The organism is Actinomadura kijaniata (assembly GCF_014138665.1).
Lineage (GTDB): Bacteria > Actinomycetota > Actinomycetes > Streptosporangiales > Streptosporangiaceae > Spirillospora > Spirillospora kijaniata.
The window spans coordinates 1,084,226-1,098,590 of sequence record NZ_JACJIA010000001.1 but is presented as its reverse complement, the minus strand read 5'-3'; the positions used below and the strand labels follow the sequence as shown (position 1 = coordinate 1,098,590).

The 14,365-nt window shown below is 73.2% G+C and carries 11 protein-coding genes and 1 pseudogene; 5 read left to right on the top strand and 7 right to left on the bottom strand.

All coding sequences use genetic code 11. From position 1 onward, the window contains the following. Positions 1-47: 47 nt before the first annotated feature. From HNR61_RS05265 to dxr, 7 genes are all read right to left on the bottom strand, one after another. A complete protein-coding gene (locus HNR61_RS05265) occupies positions 48-881 on the bottom strand; it encodes a helix-turn-helix domain-containing protein (protein WP_182841880.1) in 834 nt (277 codons plus the stop codon). A 67-nt stretch (positions 882-948) separates the two neighbouring features. Further along, a complete protein-coding gene (locus HNR61_RS05260) occupies positions 949-1,794 on the bottom strand; it encodes a GNAT family N-acetyltransferase (protein WP_182842310.1) in 846 nt (281 codons plus the stop codon). Positions 1,795-1,869: 75 nt separating this feature from the next. Beyond that, positions 1,870-3,510 (bottom strand): alpha/beta hydrolase, encoded by a 1,641-nt coding sequence (locus HNR61_RS05255; protein WP_182841879.1) that lies wholly within the window; start codon positions 3,508-3,510, stop codon positions 1,870-1,872. A 153-nt stretch (positions 3,511-3,663) separates the two neighbouring features. Further along, complete coding sequence (locus tag HNR61_RS05250; RefSeq protein ID WP_312897776.1) at positions 3,664-5,244, bottom strand: alpha/beta hydrolase; 1,581 nt, start codon at positions 5,242-5,244, stop codon at positions 3,664-3,666. Between the two features lie 308 nt (positions 5,245-5,552). Continuing rightward, the gene (gene ispG, locus HNR61_RS05245; RefSeq protein WP_182841878.1) at positions 5,553-6,746 is read right to left on the bottom strand and encodes a flavodoxin-dependent (E)-4-hydroxy-3-methylbut-2-enyl-diphosphate synthase; all 1,194 of its coding nucleotides are present in this window, start codon (positions 6,744-6,746) and stop codon (positions 5,553-5,555) included. Positions 6,747-6,856: 110 nt separating this feature from the next. Next, complete coding sequence (locus HNR61_RS05240) at positions 6,857-8,053, bottom strand: M50 family metallopeptidase (protein ID WP_182841877.1); 1,197 nt, start codon at positions 8,051-8,053, stop codon at positions 6,857-6,859. 37 nt (positions 8,054-8,090) lie between these two features. After that, positions 8,091-9,335, bottom strand: coding sequence for a 1-deoxy-D-xylulose-5-phosphate reductoisomerase (gene dxr / locus HNR61_RS05235; protein WP_312897775.1), 1,245 nt, complete (start codon positions 9,333-9,335; stop codon positions 8,091-8,093). A 190-nt stretch (positions 9,336-9,525) separates the two neighbouring features. Here dxr and HNR61_RS05230 point away from each other — a divergent pair, with 190 nt between their 5' ends. The 5 genes and pseudogenes from HNR61_RS05230 to HNR61_RS05210 all read left to right on the top strand — a co-directional run bounded on the left by HNR61_RS05230 (position 9,526) and on the right by HNR61_RS05210 (position 14,330). Then, positions 9,526-10,512 carry a trypsin-like serine peptidase gene (locus HNR61_RS05230; RefSeq protein ID WP_182841875.1) on the top strand — a complete coding sequence of 329 codons (987 nt, stop codon included), beginning with the start codon at positions 9,526-9,528 and terminating at the stop codon, positions 10,510-10,512. 53 nt (positions 10,513-10,565) lie between these two features. After that, on the top strand, positions 10,566-11,477 hold the full coding sequence (locus tag HNR61_RS05225; RefSeq protein ID WP_182841874.1) for a trypsin-like serine peptidase: 912 nt from the start codon (positions 10,566-10,568) through the stop codon (positions 11,475-11,477). Between the two features lie 105 nt (positions 11,478-11,582). Beyond that, positions 11,583-11,666: pseudogene (locus HNR61_RS49830) on the top strand (response regulator transcription factor); the annotation flags it as partial. Positions 11,667-11,727: 61 nt separating this feature from the next. Continuing rightward, positions 11,728-12,813 carry a sensor histidine kinase gene (locus HNR61_RS05215; protein ID WP_246442249.1) on the top strand — a complete coding sequence of 362 codons (1,086 nt, stop codon included), beginning with the start codon at positions 11,728-11,730 and terminating at the stop codon, positions 12,811-12,813. A 317-nt stretch (positions 12,814-13,130) separates the two neighbouring features. Beyond that, entirely contained in the window at positions 13,131-14,330 is a 1,200-nt protein-coding gene (locus tag HNR61_RS05210; RefSeq protein WP_182841872.1) for a serine hydrolase domain-containing protein, read from the top strand. Positions 14,331-14,365 lie beyond the last annotated feature (35 nt).

Sequence of the window (14,365 nt, the reverse complement as noted above, 5' to 3'; positions counted from 1 at the left end):
TGGGCGAAATCAACGCTTTCTGGGGGTTCTGAAATCAAAGTTGAACTTCATTCCCACTCCCACTCCAGCCCGACGATCCCGCGCCGCACGTCCGGCATCACCAGGTGGGCGCCGCCGGACGCGCCGACCCACAGCTCGCCGATCCGCTCCCGGGCCGCGATCCCGGTCTCGGCGGAGTAGGCGTAGCAGCGGGCCGGAAGGGCTCCCGGATCGAACTGCACGACCGCCAGGTAGTCCCGGACCGGGCGCGGGAAACGCCGCTCGTAGTGCCCGGCGGGCGGCGCGTCCCCGGGCAGCGTCAGCGTGTACTCGACCACGGCGGTGTGCCCGGCGCCCAGCACCCGGTCGAAGACCAGCTCGAACGCCACCAGCCCGCCCCCGGACCGGATCCGCCCGGCCCGGCAGAACCGCAGCTCGGTCAGCCGGGCGGCGGTCGTGTCGCCGCCCGCCGGGTGCACGCACACCACCCGGTCCACGTCGTCGCCGGTGGCGCGCAGCACCTCCCGGACGCGCAGCGCGCGGGGCCGCCGGTCGGGGCCGAGCAGGTGCAGGTCGTGGGCGCTGATCCGCTCCAGCCGGTGCTCGCCGGAGCGGTCCAGCTCGCCCACCGCCCCGGCGTAGGCGACCGGGTCCGGCCACAGCTCGGCGGCCTCGGGCGCGCGGCCGTCCAGCAGCGCGACCAGCGCGCCCGGCGGCACCTGGAGGATCTCCTCCAGCGCGGCGACGACCGTGCGGGACCGGGGCCTGCTGCGGCCCCGCTGCCAGTAGCTGAGGGTCGCGACGCTGACGGTCAGGCCGCGCTGGGCCAGACGGTGCCGGACCCGTTCCAGGGTCAGGCCGCTGCCCTGGAGGGCCTCGCGAAGCGCGGCTGCGAAGTCCACGCCCGGATCGTAATGGATCTCCGCAGTTCTGCAGAGATCTACACAGATCTCAACAGACCGCTACAGATCAGAAGAGGACGGACATGAACGCGCCGGTCTCCACGAAACCGACGCGCCGGTAGGTCGCGCGGGCCCGGACGTTGAAGTCGTTGACGTACAGCGACACCGTCGGCGCGATCGACCGCAGCGACTCGGCGACCAGCGCCGCCATGCCCGTCACCGACAGGCCCTTGCCGCGCAGGTCGGGCGGCACCCACACGCCCTGCACCTGGCAGGCGTGCGGGGTGACCGCGCCGACCTCGGCCTTGAACATGACCCGCCCGTCCTCGATCCGGGCGAACGCGCGGCCCGCCCGGATCAGCTCGGCGACGCGGGCCCGGTACAGCGTGCCGCCGTCCCCGGCGTTCGGCGACACCCCGACCTCCTCGGTGAACATCGCCACGCACGCCGGGTACAGCAGGTCGAACTCCGCCATCGTGACCCGCCGCACGTCCGGGTCCGGCGGCTCCAGCGGCGGCATGGTGGTCGCCATCACCGGCTGCGCCGAGCGGATCGCGCGCGGCGGCCCCCAGTAGGGGGCCAGGAAGTCCCACAGCTCGCCGACCGCGTCGACCGGGCCGACGATCGAGGAGCAGCGGCGGCCCTGCGCCTGGGCGCGCTCGGCGAACGCGCGCACCGCGTCGGACCCGGCGTTGACCGGGATCAGGTTGGCCCCCGAGTAGCACAGCGCGGTCAGCCGCCCGTCGCGCTGGTAGCCCCACATCTGGGCGCCGAGCCGCCGGGGGTCGAGCCCGGCGGCGTGCACGCGGGAGGACACGAAGACGTTGGTGACCGGGTCGGAGTCGAGGATGGCGAGGACCTCCTCGCGGTGCCGGTCGTCCAGGACCCGCACCGGCAGCGACGACCCGAGCATCCGCATCTCTACCGGCCTCCGGAGGCGGGTCGGGCCCGGCCGGACGCCACGACAGTCAGCACCACACCCATAAGCCTATGTCGTCCGCGATCCGGTGGCGTTCACCGGCTCCATTACCCGCCGGTCACCATCGGGTGCCCCGCGGTGCCCCACGCCCGGACCGGGCGGCGGCGGAGCGGTGCAGACCATGTCGGCGCCCGGCCGGTCGCGGGGCAGCCGCCGCCCCGCCAGGTAGTCGGCGACCGCCTCGTCCACGCACCGGTCGCCGCTCAGCGCGACGCCGTGGTTGCCCCCGCCCCGCTGCTCCAGCAGCCGGGAGCCGGGCAGCAGCCGGTGCGTCTCGACCGCCCCGGCGTAGGGGGTGGCGGCGTCCTCGGTGCCCTGCACCAGCAGGATCGGCGGCAGGCCGGCGCGCCCCCGGACGCGCGGCGGCGGTCCGCCCGGCACGGCCCAGAACGCGCAGGGGGCGTTGTACCAGGCGTTGCCCCAGGTCTCGAAGCGGTACCCGGAGCGGTGGAGCCGCCAGTTGTCGGCGTGCCAGCGGTTCCAGTCGCGCGGCCAGGCGGCGTCGCGGCACTCCACGGCGGTGTAGACGGCGTAGTTGTTGTGGTCCAGCCACGTCGGCGGCCGCCACGCCGCGGCGAGCGGGCGCGGGTCGTTCTCGACCAGGTAGGCCGACAGGGCGCGGGCGTGGGCGGCCCAGGTGTGGTCGCCGTACCCGTCGGCCAGGAACAGGTCGTCCAGCTCGACCGGGCCGATCCGGTCGTTGACCGGCTGGTCGGCGAGGGCCCGGCGGGCCCTGGTGTAGGAGGCGGCGACCTCCCGGCGGGTCTCGCCGAGCCGGTAGGTCGCGTGGTGGCGGGCGATCCACTCGAAGAACGCCTGGATGCGCTTCTCGAACGCCACGTTCTGGTCGAGGTTGTTGTCGTACCAGACGCCGCTCGGCCGCACGACGCTGTCCAGGACCATCCTGCCGACCCGGCGGGGGTACATCGCGGCGTACACCGCGCCGAGGTAGCTGCCGTAGGAGTACCCGAAGTAGTTGATCTTCTTCTGGCGGAGCGCGATCCGGATCGCCTCCAGGTCCCGCGCCCAGGCGGCGGTGCCCATGTGCGGCAGCAGGGACCGGTGCCGGGCGGCGCAGTCGGCGGCGAACCTCCGGGCCCGCTCGGTCCAGGCGGCCTCCGCTCCCTCGTCGGCCGGCACGGTGTCGGGCCGGGGCCGTCCCGGGTCCTGGTAGGTCCGGTCGCAGACGATGGCGGGCCTGCTGGCGCCGACGCCGCGCGGGTCGTAGCCGATCCAGTCGTAGGCGGCGGCGACCTGCCGCGGCAGCCCGGCCCGGAACAGCCGCGGCAGGTCGCGGCCGTGCGCGCCGGGTCCGCCGCGGTTGAGCAGCACGACGCCCTTGTAGCGCTTGCGGTCGGTGGCCCGGGCGCGGGTGAGCGCGAGGGTGATCTTCTTTCCGGAGGGGGCGGCGTGGTCGAGGGGGACGCGCAGGGTCCCGCACTCCAGCCCGGCGAGGACGCCCTTCTCCACGGGGTCCTTCTTGGGGCAGGGCTTCCACCTGACCCTGGGGGCGGCCTGGACGGCGGACGGGGCCGCCGGCAGCGCCGCGGACGGGGTCGCGGGCGGGGCCACGGGCGGGGCGGCGGGGACGGCGGCGTGCGTCGGGACGGCGAGGTACCCGAGGGTCACCGCGGCGACGGCGGCCGCCATGAGGCTCTTTGCTGGGGCGTTCGACACTCCGGTGTTCTACCGGCGCGCCCCGGCGTGGCGCCGGAACGCACGAGTCCCGCGTTTCCCGCCCATTACCGGCGAACGGCCGCGGTCCCGGAACCGGGGCCGCGGCCGTCACCGGAGGTCGGCGCGCTACGGGCGGCCGACCGGGAGGTCCTTGCCGGCCTTCGCCGAGGCGGACTTGACCGCCGTCGGGTTCGGGTCGTTCAGGGCCGGAACCGCCTTGCACAGGGCGTCCGCGCCACGACGGCCCGCGGGCAGCCTCCCGCTGTCGAGGTAGGCGGCCACCTTGTCGTCGAGGCACTTGTTGCCGTTGAGGGTGTTGGAGTGGGTCTTGCCGCCCAGCTCGGCGACCAGACGCGACGACGGGAACGTCTTGTGCATCTCGTAGCCGCCCGCGACCGGGGTCGCGGCGTCCAGCGTGGACTGCACCAGCAGCAGCCCGGGCAGCTTCTTGGCGCCCAGCTTCAGCGCCGGGCCGCCCTGGAACGGCCAGTACGCGACCGGGGCGTTGAACCAGACGTTGGACCAGGTGTTGAAGCGGTAGCCCTGCTTGTAGAGCTTGACCGCGTCGTTGTGCCAGACCTTCCAGTTCCGCGGCCAGCGGGCGTCGGCGGCCTGGACCGCGTTGTAGACGGCGAAGCCGTTGTCGTCACCGCCGGGGTTGAGGAACTCCAGCAGCGCCGCGGGGTCCTTCTTGTTCGCCCACGCCGACAGCGCCTGGGCGAACGGGATGTAGTAGCCGGTGTTGTACCCGGCGTTCAGCACGATGTCGTCGAGCTCGGACGGGCCGATCTTGCCGCCGATCGGGCTCTTCTTCGCCGCCGCGCGCAGGGCGTAGTACTTCGCCTCCACGGCCTTGCCCGTCTTGCCGAGCTTGTAGAGCGAGTCGTACTTGGCGACCCAGGCGAACCACAGCTTGATGTTGCGCTCGAACGCCTTGTCCTGCTCCAGCTGGGCGTCGTACCAGACGGTCTTGGGGTTGACGTTGCCGTCCCAGACCATGCGGCGCACGCGCTGCGGGAACAGCGTGGCGTAGGTCGCGCCGAGGTAGGTGCCGTAGGAGAAGCCGTAGTAGTTGATCTTCTTCTGGCCGAGGGCGGCGCGGATCGCGTCGACGTCACGGGCGACGTCGGTGGTCCGCATGTGCGGCAGCAGCCAGCCGAACTTCTGGGCGCAGGCGCGCGCGTAGGCGCGGGACTTGGCCTTCCACGCCTCCTCCTCCTTGCGCGAGGAGGGGACGTAGTCCGGGCGGATCGGGTTCTGGAAGTTCGGGTCGCAGCTCAGCGCGGGCTTGCTGGAGCCGACGCCGCGCGGGTCGAAGCCGATGATGTCGTACTTGGCGGCGACGGCCCCGTGGCCGACGCCGGTCAGCCAGCGCTTGAGCCCGGCCGAGTACGCCAGGCCGCTGCCGCCGGGACCGCCCGGGTTGACCAGCAGGACGCCCTGGTAGTTCTTGCGGTCGGTGGCCTTGACCCGCGACACCGCGATCGAGATCTTGCGGCCGTTCGGCTTGCGGTGGTCCAGCGGCACCTGGACCTGGGCGCACTCGGCCTGGCCCTTCAGGCTGCCGGCGCACTCGCCCCACTTGACTCCGGTCACGGCCGACACCGCGCTCGCGGCGCGGCCGCCGGTCGTCGCGGCGGCGGCCACGGCCGTCCCGCCGGACACCGCCACGGCCGCCGCGGCCGTGACGAGAACGATCTTCTTCACTTGACCCCCTTGGACCGGCGGGTCCACGCCCGGATCACGGAACGGGACGTTCGCCGGTGCATCGCCATTACGTGGGTTAAGTGGCGATTGTTGCGGTTGTGGAGGAATTTGCGGCAGGGGGTGATCGGGACGGATACACGATCGTGATCTATCGGTGGGAACTTCACGTTCCACCCGTGCGTATCGCCCACGCGGGCCTTCCCCGGAACGCGCCCGGGCCCCGGAGCGCGCGCCGCGCGCGTCCCGGGGCCCGGCGATGCGAAGGCCCCCGGAGGGGTCCTCCGGGGGCCTTGGCGGCGAGGGTCAGGTCACTTCACGGTGACCTGCACGCCGGGTCCGTCCGCCGCGCCGTCCTCGTCGATCTCCACGCCCATCTCCTCGGCGATCCGCATCGCCTCCTCGATCAGGGTCTCGACGATCTGCGACTCGGGGACGGTCTTGATGACCTCGCCCTTGACGAAGATCTGGCCCTTGCCGTTGCCCGACGCCACGCCCAGGTCGGCCTCGCGGGCCTCGCCGGGACCGTTGACGACGCAGCCCATCACGGCCACCCGCAGCGGCACCGGGAAGTCCTTCAGCCCGGCGGTGACCTCCTCGGCCAGGGTGTAGACATCGACCTGCGCGCGACCGCAGGAGGGGCACGACACGATCTCCAGGCCGCGCTCGCGCAGGCCGAGCGACTCCAGGATCTGGTTGCCGACCTTGACCTCCTCCACCGGAGGGGCCGACAGCGACACCCGGATGGTGTCGCCGATGCCCTGGCTCAGCAGCGCGCCGAACGCCACCGCCGACTTGATGGTGCCCTGGAACGCCGGGCCGGCCTCGGTCACGCCGAGGTGCAGCGGGTAGTCGCACCGCGCGGCCAGCTGCCGGTACGCCTCGATCATCACGACCGGGTCGTTGTGCTTGACCGAGATCTTGATGTCGCGGAAGTCGTGCTCCTCGAACAGCGAGCACTCCCACAGCGCCGACTCCACCAGCGCCTCGGGGGTGGCCTTGCCGTACTTCTCCAGCAGCCGCTTGTCCAGGGACCCGGCGTTGACGCCGATGCGGATCGGCACGCCCGCGTCCTTGGCCGCACGGGCGATCTCGCCGACCTTGTCGTCGAACCTCTTGATGTTGCCGGGGTTGACCCGCACCGCCGCGCAGCCCGCGTCGATCGCGGCGAAGACGTACTTGGGCTGGAAGTGGATGTCGGCGATCACCGGGATCGGCGACTTGCGGGCGATCGCGGGCAGCGCGTCGGCGTCGTCCTGCGAGGGGCAGGCCACCCGCACGATCTGGCAGCCCGCGGCGTTCAGCTCGGCGATCTGCTGCAGGGTGCTGTTGACGTCGGCGGTCAGCGTGGTGGTCATGGACTGCACCGAGATCGGGGCGTCGCCCCCGACCGGAACAGCGCCGACCATGATCTGCCGGGACTTGCGGCGCTCCGCCACCGGACGGGGAGCCCCCTGCCCCTGACCCGCGCCGCGGACCGTCGGAATTCCCAGTGAAACGCTCATGCCTCTCCCTTTGCTACGCCCCCCACAACCTTATGTGGTGAAGGGGAATGGGATGGCGCCGACGGTGTGGATGTATGGTGACTGTTCCGCGACCGAAAGTAGTCGCATCGTCACCGTGGGATACGCAACGGGTTGAGCACGTCGGCGAGGATCAGCAGCAGGCCGAGGCCGACCAGCAGCAGGGTGGCGACGTAGGTGACGGGCATGAGCCTGGTCATGTCCACGTTCCCGGGATCGGGCCGGCCGCGCGCGAGGGCGATCCGGGCGCGGGCGCGTTCGTAGACCAGGACCGCCAGGTGCCCGCCGTCGAGCGGCAGCAGAGGCAGGACGTTGAGCGCGCCCAGGAAGACGTTCACCATCACGACCATCGCCAGATACCCCGACAGCTTGTCGCGGAAGGACTGGTCGGAGGAGAAGATCTGCCCGGTGACGTCGGTCGCGCCGACGACGCTGCCGACCTGCCCGCCGGGGATGCTGCCCCGGTCCGGCGAGAACAGCCTCGGCAGCGCGGCGGGCAGGTCCCGCAGCGCGGTGGCGACGCCGCCGAGCATGGCGCCGACGGTGCGGCCCGCGAACGCGGCGGCCTCGACCGGGCCGGCGCGTTCGTAGCGTTCGCCGACGACGCGCGGGGACATGCCGAAGAAGGTCCTGCCGTCGCCGGACGCGGCCGTGCGGACCTGGAGGGCGACCCGCGTCCCGCCGCGCTCCACAACGACGGGGACGGCCCGGCCGGGCGCGGTCCCTTCGATGGCGCGGCGCAGCTCGTCCCAGTCGCGGACGGGGACGCCGCCGAACGTCACCACCCGGTCCCCCGCCCGCAGCCCGGCCGCCGCGGCGGGCGACCGGGGGGCGTCCGCGCCGCAGCCGGCGCCGGGCCCGGCGGGAACGCACTCGCTGACGGTCCGCACGGTGGTGGTCGGGGTGCCCTCCACCTTCAGCCCGAGCGCCATCGCGACCATCACGAGCAGCAGGAACGCCACCAGGAAGTTGGCGACGACGCCCCCGGCGATCACGATCGCGCGCCTCCCGGCGGGCTGCCGGTGGAACGCGCGGTCGCGGTCGGCGGGCGCGACCTCCTCCAGCGGCGTGTAGCCGACGATCCGGACGAAACCGCCGAGCGGGATCGCCTTGACGCCGTACTCGGTCTCGCCGCGCCGCCGCGACCACAGCGTGGGACCGAACCCCACGAAGAACTGGCTGGCCTTCATGCCGAACCGCTGGGCGGTCAGCAGGTGCCCGGCCTCGTGCAGCATCACCGAGACCAGCAGGGCGGCGACGAACGCGAGCGCGCCGAGCAGAAAGGCCACCCGCGGCCCCCTCGTGCGACGGGGGCCGGGCCCCCGGTCAGTCGGTAGCGGTCAGTTCCCGGGCGCGGACCCGGGCCCAGCCGTCGGCCGCGAGGACGTCGTCGAGCGTGGGCGTGCCCGGAGTTCCGTCGCCGTGCTCCTCCACTACCCGCGCGATCGTGTCGACTATCCCCGGGAAGGGCAGGCGTCCTTCGCGGAACGCCTCGACGCACTCCTCGTTGGCGGCGTTGTAGACCGCCGGGAACGTGCCGCCGAGGTCGCCGACCCCGCGGGCGAGCGCCACCGCCGGGAACGCCTCGTCGTCCAGCGGGAAGAACTCCCAGGTGTGCGCCCGGGTCCAGTCCACGCCGGGCGCGGCGTCCGGCACCCGGTCGGGCCACTCCATCCCCAGGGCGATCGGCAGCCGCATGTCGGGCGGGCTGGCCTGGGCGAGGGTGGAGCCGTCGACGAACTCGACCATCGAGTGGACCACCGACTGCGGGTGGACCATCACCTCGATCCGGTCCATCGGCACGTCGAACAGCAGGTGCGCCTCGATCACCTCCAGGCCCTTGTTGACCAGGGTGGCCGAGTTGATCGTGATGACCGGGCCCATGTCCCAGGTCGGGTGGTCCATGGCCTGCTCGGGGGTGACGCCCTCCAGCTCGGCGCGGGTCCGGCCGCGGAACGGGCCGCCGCTGGCGGTCAGCACCAGCCGCCGGACCTCCTCGGGCCGGCCGCCGCGCAGGCACTGCGCCAGCGCCGAGTGCTCGGAGTCGACCGGGACGATCTGGCCGGGGCGGGCGCGCTCCTTCACCAGCGGGCCGCCGACGATCAGGGACTCCTTGTTGGCCAGCGCCAGGGTGCGGCCCGCGTCCAGGGCGGCCAGCGTGGAGGACAGGCCGAGCGCGCCGGTGACGCCGTTGAGCACCACGTCGCACGGCCAGGCGGCGACCTCGGCGACCGCCTCCGGCCCGGCGACGATCTTGGGGATGGCGTACTCGCCGGCCGCGTAGCCGCGCCGCTGCGCCTCGGCGTAGAAGGCGAGCTGGAGGTCCTGCGCCACCGACGCCCGGGCGACCGCGACGACCTCGGGGCGGAACTCCAGCGCCTGCCGCGCCAGCAGGTCCACCCGGGCTCCCCCGGCGGCCAGCCCGGTCACCCGGAACCGGCCGGGGTTGCGGCGGATCACGTCGAGGGCCTGGGTGCCGATCGAGCCGGTGGAGCCGAGGACGACCACGTCCCGGGGCCCCGGGCCCGGAACCGCGGCGGGGGGCGTGCTGCTGGCGCTGGAGGAAGTCACGCCTTCCATTGTCGGCCATTCCGCGGCCCCGGCCGTACCGGGCGGTCACATGGGCGAATACGGAAAGGTGTGCAACCGTATGACCCTGTTTGTCCAAATGTGCCACTAGTCGTGACATCACTACCGAACGTAAGTTCCGCTCGCGGGCGCCTCCCGCAGACCGTCTCCCCCTCGACCTCGCGGAGACCACATGACACGCTCTCTGGCACGCCCCACCCGCACGCTGGCCCTGGCGGTCCTGGGCGGCGCCGCCCTCGCGGCCCCGCTGTTCACCGCCCCCGCCCACGCCGCCCCCGCCCCCTCCCCCACCCCCTCGGCCCGCGCGCAGGCCACCGACGCCGCCGAGCAGCGCCGCGTCCTGAGGTTCTGGACGGCCGAGCGGATGCGGTCGGCCACCCCGATGGAGAAGCTGTTCAAGCCCCGGAACGTCACCCGCTCGGAAGTGCGGCGCGGCCTCGCGAAGGTCGTCCCGCCCGTGTCGGTCCGCTCGATCCCCAACGGCGGCAGCCAGTGGACCGGCGGCGGCAGGGTCGTCACGACCGCCGGACGGGTGTTCTTCACCTACCAGGGGCGCACCGCGTCCTGCTCCGGCGACGCGGTCACCAGCGCCAACAAGAGCACCGTCATGACCGCCGGGCACTGCGTGAAGCTGGAGGGCTCCTGGCACACCAACTGGGTGTTCGTCCCCGGCTACGACAACGGCAACCGCCCCCACGGCACCTGGACCGCCGCCCGGACCCTGGCCACGCCGCAGTGGACCGCCACCGAGGACATCAACTACGACGTCGGCGCGGCCGTGGTGAACCCGCTGAACGGGCAGCGCCTCACCGACGTGGTCGGCGCGCAGGGCATCGCGTTCAACCAGCCGCGCGGGCAGAACATGTACGCGTTCGGCTACCCGGCCGCCGCGCCCTACGACGGCTCCAGGCTGATCTACTGCAGCGGCCGGACCATCAACGACTTCCTCGGCAGCCAGGCGATGGGGCTGCGCTGCAACATGACCGGCGGCTCCAGCGGCGGCCCCTGGTTCCTCAACTTCAACGAGGGCACCGGCACGGGCGTCCAGAACTCGGTCAACAGCTTCAAGTACAACCTGCCGTTCCTGAACGCCTACATGTTCGGCCCGTACTTCGGCACCGACGCCCAGAACGTCTACAACCAGGCACAGAACTCCTAACCGTTTCTCCACATGCCACGGCTCGGCGCGGCGGGTGACGGACACTGCGGGGCATGGACCCGCGCCCGTTCCGCATCCCCGCCGCGCCCGCCCTGGCCGCCGTGACCGCGGCCGCCCTGAGCGTGGCGGTCCCCGCGGGGCCGGCGTCCGCCTCGGACGCCGGCCCCGCCGCCGTTCCCGCCGTCCACCGGGTGGCCCCGGACCTGGACCGGCGGGCCCGCGCGTACTGGACGCCCCGCCGCATGCGCGCCGCCGCCCCTCCCGAGGCGGAGCGCCGCGACGAGAGCGCGGGGGCGCCCTGGACGCGCGGCGGGCCGGTCGCCCGGAGCACCGGCAGGGTCTTCGCCACCTGGGCGGGCCGCGAGCAGGTCTGCTCGGCCGCCGTGGTGCGCGCCGTCAACCGCGACCTGGTGGTCACCGCCGCGCACTGCGTGCGCCCGGCCGGGGGCGGCTGGGCCGACAACTGGATCTTCGTTCCGGGGTACCGGGACGGCGCCGGTCCCCACGGCGGGTTCACCGCGCGCCGCATGTTCGTCCCCGACGCCTGGGCCCGCGACGGCGACGGCGACCACGACGTGGCGTTCGTCGCGCTGGCCACGGCGGGCGGGCGGCACGTCGCCGACGTGGCGGGGGCGCAGCGGCTGGCGTTCGGCGGGCCGGGCGGGCGCCCCACCCACGTGTTCGGCTACCCGGCGGCGGGGCGCTTCGACGGCGAACGGCTCGCCTACTGCTCCGGGCGGCCCGTCCCCGACCGGCGCGGCCTCACCGCCGGCCGGGGCCTGCGCTGCGGGCTGCCCCGCGGGGTCAGCGGCGGGCCGTGGCTGACCGGCCTCGACCGGGGGACCGGGGCCGGAACGGTCGTGTCGGTCAGCAGCTTCCGGTTCAGCGACGACCCCGGCACGCTGTACGGGCCACCGTTCGGGAAGGCCGTGCGCGACCTGTACGCGCGGGCTTCGGTGTCCTGAGCACCTGTGGCCACGCACGCGAGCGCGCTACCTGGCCTGCGGGCCCGAGGCCGCGGGCCACGGTTGCATACGTCGACGATATGTCGTGCTGCTTAGGGTTCGGGTATGCGCGTGCTGATCGTGGGGGACGAGCCGTATCCGGCCGAAGCCGTGCGTGACGGTCTGCGGCCGGAGGCGATCGCCGCCGACCGGATCGACACTCGACCGGGCACCGGGTCCGGGGGAGGAGACCGTGGATAGGACCCCCGGGTTGAGCGTTCGCCTCAAACTCACCCTCAGCTACGCCGGCTTCCTCATGCTCGCGGGTGCCCTGCTGCTCGCCGCCGCGTGGGTGTTCCTCCTGCGGGACGCGCCCGCCCGCACTCTCGTTCCCCGCCTCTCCGAACTCCCGCGCGCCTTCGACCCGACCAACCGCGGCCCGGCCGCCTTCGTCCCGGCGGCGGCCGTGGTGCTGGCGTTCCTGCTGGTGTTCGGCCTGCTGGGAGGGTGGATCCTCGCCGGACGGATGCTCGCCCCCCTCACCCGGATCGCGGACGCGGCGCGGACGGCCGCGGGCGGATCGCTGTCCCACCGGATCCGCCTGGACGGCCCCAGGGACGAGTTCCGCGAGCTCTCCGACGTGTTCGACGCCATGCTCGAACAACTCGAATCCCATGTCGCCGAGCAGCAGCGGTTCGCCGCCAACGCCTCCCACGAGCTGCGCACCCCGCTGGCGATCTCGCAGGCGCTCCTGGATGTGGCCCGCAACGACCCCGCGCGGGACCAGGACGAACTCGTCGAACGCCTCCACACCGTCAACACGCGGGCGATCGGCCTCACCGAGGCCCTGCTGCTGCTCAGCCGCGCCGACCGCGGAAGCTTCACCCGCGAGAGCGTCGACCTGTCCCTCCTCGCCGAGGAGGCCGTCGAGACGCTGCTCCCCTTGGCCGAACAGCGCCGGGTCACGCTGGACGTCACCGGCCGGCCTGCATCGACCGCCGGCTCGGCGGCGCTCCTGTTGCAGGTGGTGACCAACCTGGTCCAGAACGCCATCGTCCACAACCTCCCCACGGGAGGCACCGTGACGGTCCACACCGAGGCGCGGCACGACGTCAGCGTGCTACAGGTCGAGAACACCGGCCATCGGCTCCCGCCGGAACTGGTGCCGACCCTCACCGAACCCTTCCAACGCGGAACCCAGCGCACGCACACCGACGCACACGCCGGCGTCGGCCTCGGTCTGGCCATCGTGCACAGCATCGTCCGCGCCCACGACGGGACCCTCGACCTCACGCCCCGCCCCACCGGCGGCCTCATCGTCACGATCCGGCTTCCCGGAGCATCGCGGGCGGCGTAGCAGCGTTCGGGGAGTTCGGGCTGGTCACCTCGAACGCGGCGACCATGGCCAAGGGTTCGCAGAAGGCGGCCCGCGGTCCGTCGGCTCCACCAGCGACGGGTTCTGTGACCGCCCCTCCCCCGCGGTGCCCGGGACCGTCTCCCCGCCCGCGTGCGCCAGGTTCCTGAGGCCGAGGACCGGGGGTATCGCGGGCGTATCGAAAAACGCATACGCCACCGCGACAGCACTTCGTCTTCTGTGGAGGCATGGGCCCACAGCGGTCCGTGCCGGGGCAGGGCGCCCCGGATCCGGAAAGTGATCACGAGAAGGAGCACGTCGTGGCATACGGGAACGTTCGTCCGCCGCTGCGGAGGGCCGGTCTGGCCGCCGGCGCCGCCATGCTGGCGATGGCCCAGGCCGGGCCTGCCACCGCCGCCCCGGAGCAGGTCGGGAACGTGCAGAGGGCGATGGAGGAGCTGGCCGGGACCCCTGGGGTCGTGGGGGTCGTCGGCGGGGCGTACCTCGACGGCCGCCCCGTCGGGCTGGGGAGCGCGGGCTCCCGGCTGCTGGACGGGCAGGGCGGGAGGATCCCCGCGAACGCCCGCTTCCGGATCTGGTCGCAGACCAAGCAGATGGTGGCCACCGTGGTGCTGCAACTGGTCGAGGAGGGCAGGCTGGGCGTGGACGACAAGCTCGGCGAGGTCCTGCCGGAGGTGGCTTCGCGGGATCTGGTGGAGCGGGCCGACGAGATCACGGTGCGGCAGATGCTCCGGCACACCTCCGGCATCCCCGACTGGTACGCCGGCAAGCCGAAACCGGACGGGAGCGAGGGAGACGACCCCTCGTTCGACGTGTTCGACTTCACGACCCACCACCGGCCGCTGGACCTGGTGGGGTGGAGCCGCGGCCGCCCCCGGACCGGGGAGCCGGGCGAGAGGTGGTCCTACTCCAACACCAACTACACCCTCCTCGGCATGGTCATCGAGAGGTCGACCGGTCATGACCTGGCCACCGAGCTGCGCAGGCGCCTGTTCGGCCCGCTGGGGATGACCAAGTCCTACCTCATGGTCAAGCCGCCGGAGGGCGTCAAGGGGCCGCACGGCCACGGCTACTACCCCGGCGCCGACGGCAGGCCGCGCGACGTGGACCGGTTCAACGCCAGCTACACCGGGGCGGCCGGAGGGGTGGTCTCCACCGCGCACGACGTGAGCGCCTTCAACCGGGCGTTCACCCAGGGCAAGCTGCTGCCGCCGGAGCTCCAGCGGGTCCTGACCGACCGGCTGCCCGGTGCTTCGCGGCCCCAGAGCGGCGGCCGCGGCGGTTGCAGCGACGATTTCTACATCACCGGCGGGTCGGCCCCCGGCTCCCTCGCGCTGACCTCCTACTCGGCAGACGGCCGTCGCCAGCTCGCGATGTCGTTCACCCTGAGCGTCAAGCCCAGCGCCGTGGCGCTCGACGTGAACAAGGCCGTGGAGGCCGTCTTCTGCCCGTCCACCTCGGCGGCGGCTTCGGGCTCCTCGGCCCGCGGTGAAGGCTGAAAGCGAGGGCGTCCGGTTCCGGGGGCGCCACCCGC

Excerpts from the sequence above, each read along its gene's own strand:
- HNR61_RS05225 (WP_182841874.1), top strand. The coding sequence starts at position 10,566 with ATGGACCCGCGCCCGTTCCGCATCCCCGCCGCGCCCGCCCTGGCCGCC.
- HNR61_RS05255 (WP_182841879.1), bottom strand. The coding sequence starts at position 3,510 with ATGGCGGCCGCCGTCGCCGCGGTGACCCTCGGGTACCTCGCCGTCCCG.
- HNR61_RS05230 (WP_182841875.1), top strand. The coding sequence starts at position 9,526 with ATGACACGCTCTCTGGCACGCCCCACCCGCACGCTGGCCCTGGCGGTC.
- ispG (WP_182841878.1), bottom strand. The coding sequence starts at position 6,746 with ATGAGCGTTTCACTGGGAATTCCGACGGTCCGCGGCGCGGGTCAGGGG.
- HNR61_RS05260 (WP_182842310.1), bottom strand. The coding sequence starts at position 1,794 with ATGCTCGGGTCGTCGCTGCCGGTGCGGGTCCTGGACGACCGGCACCGC.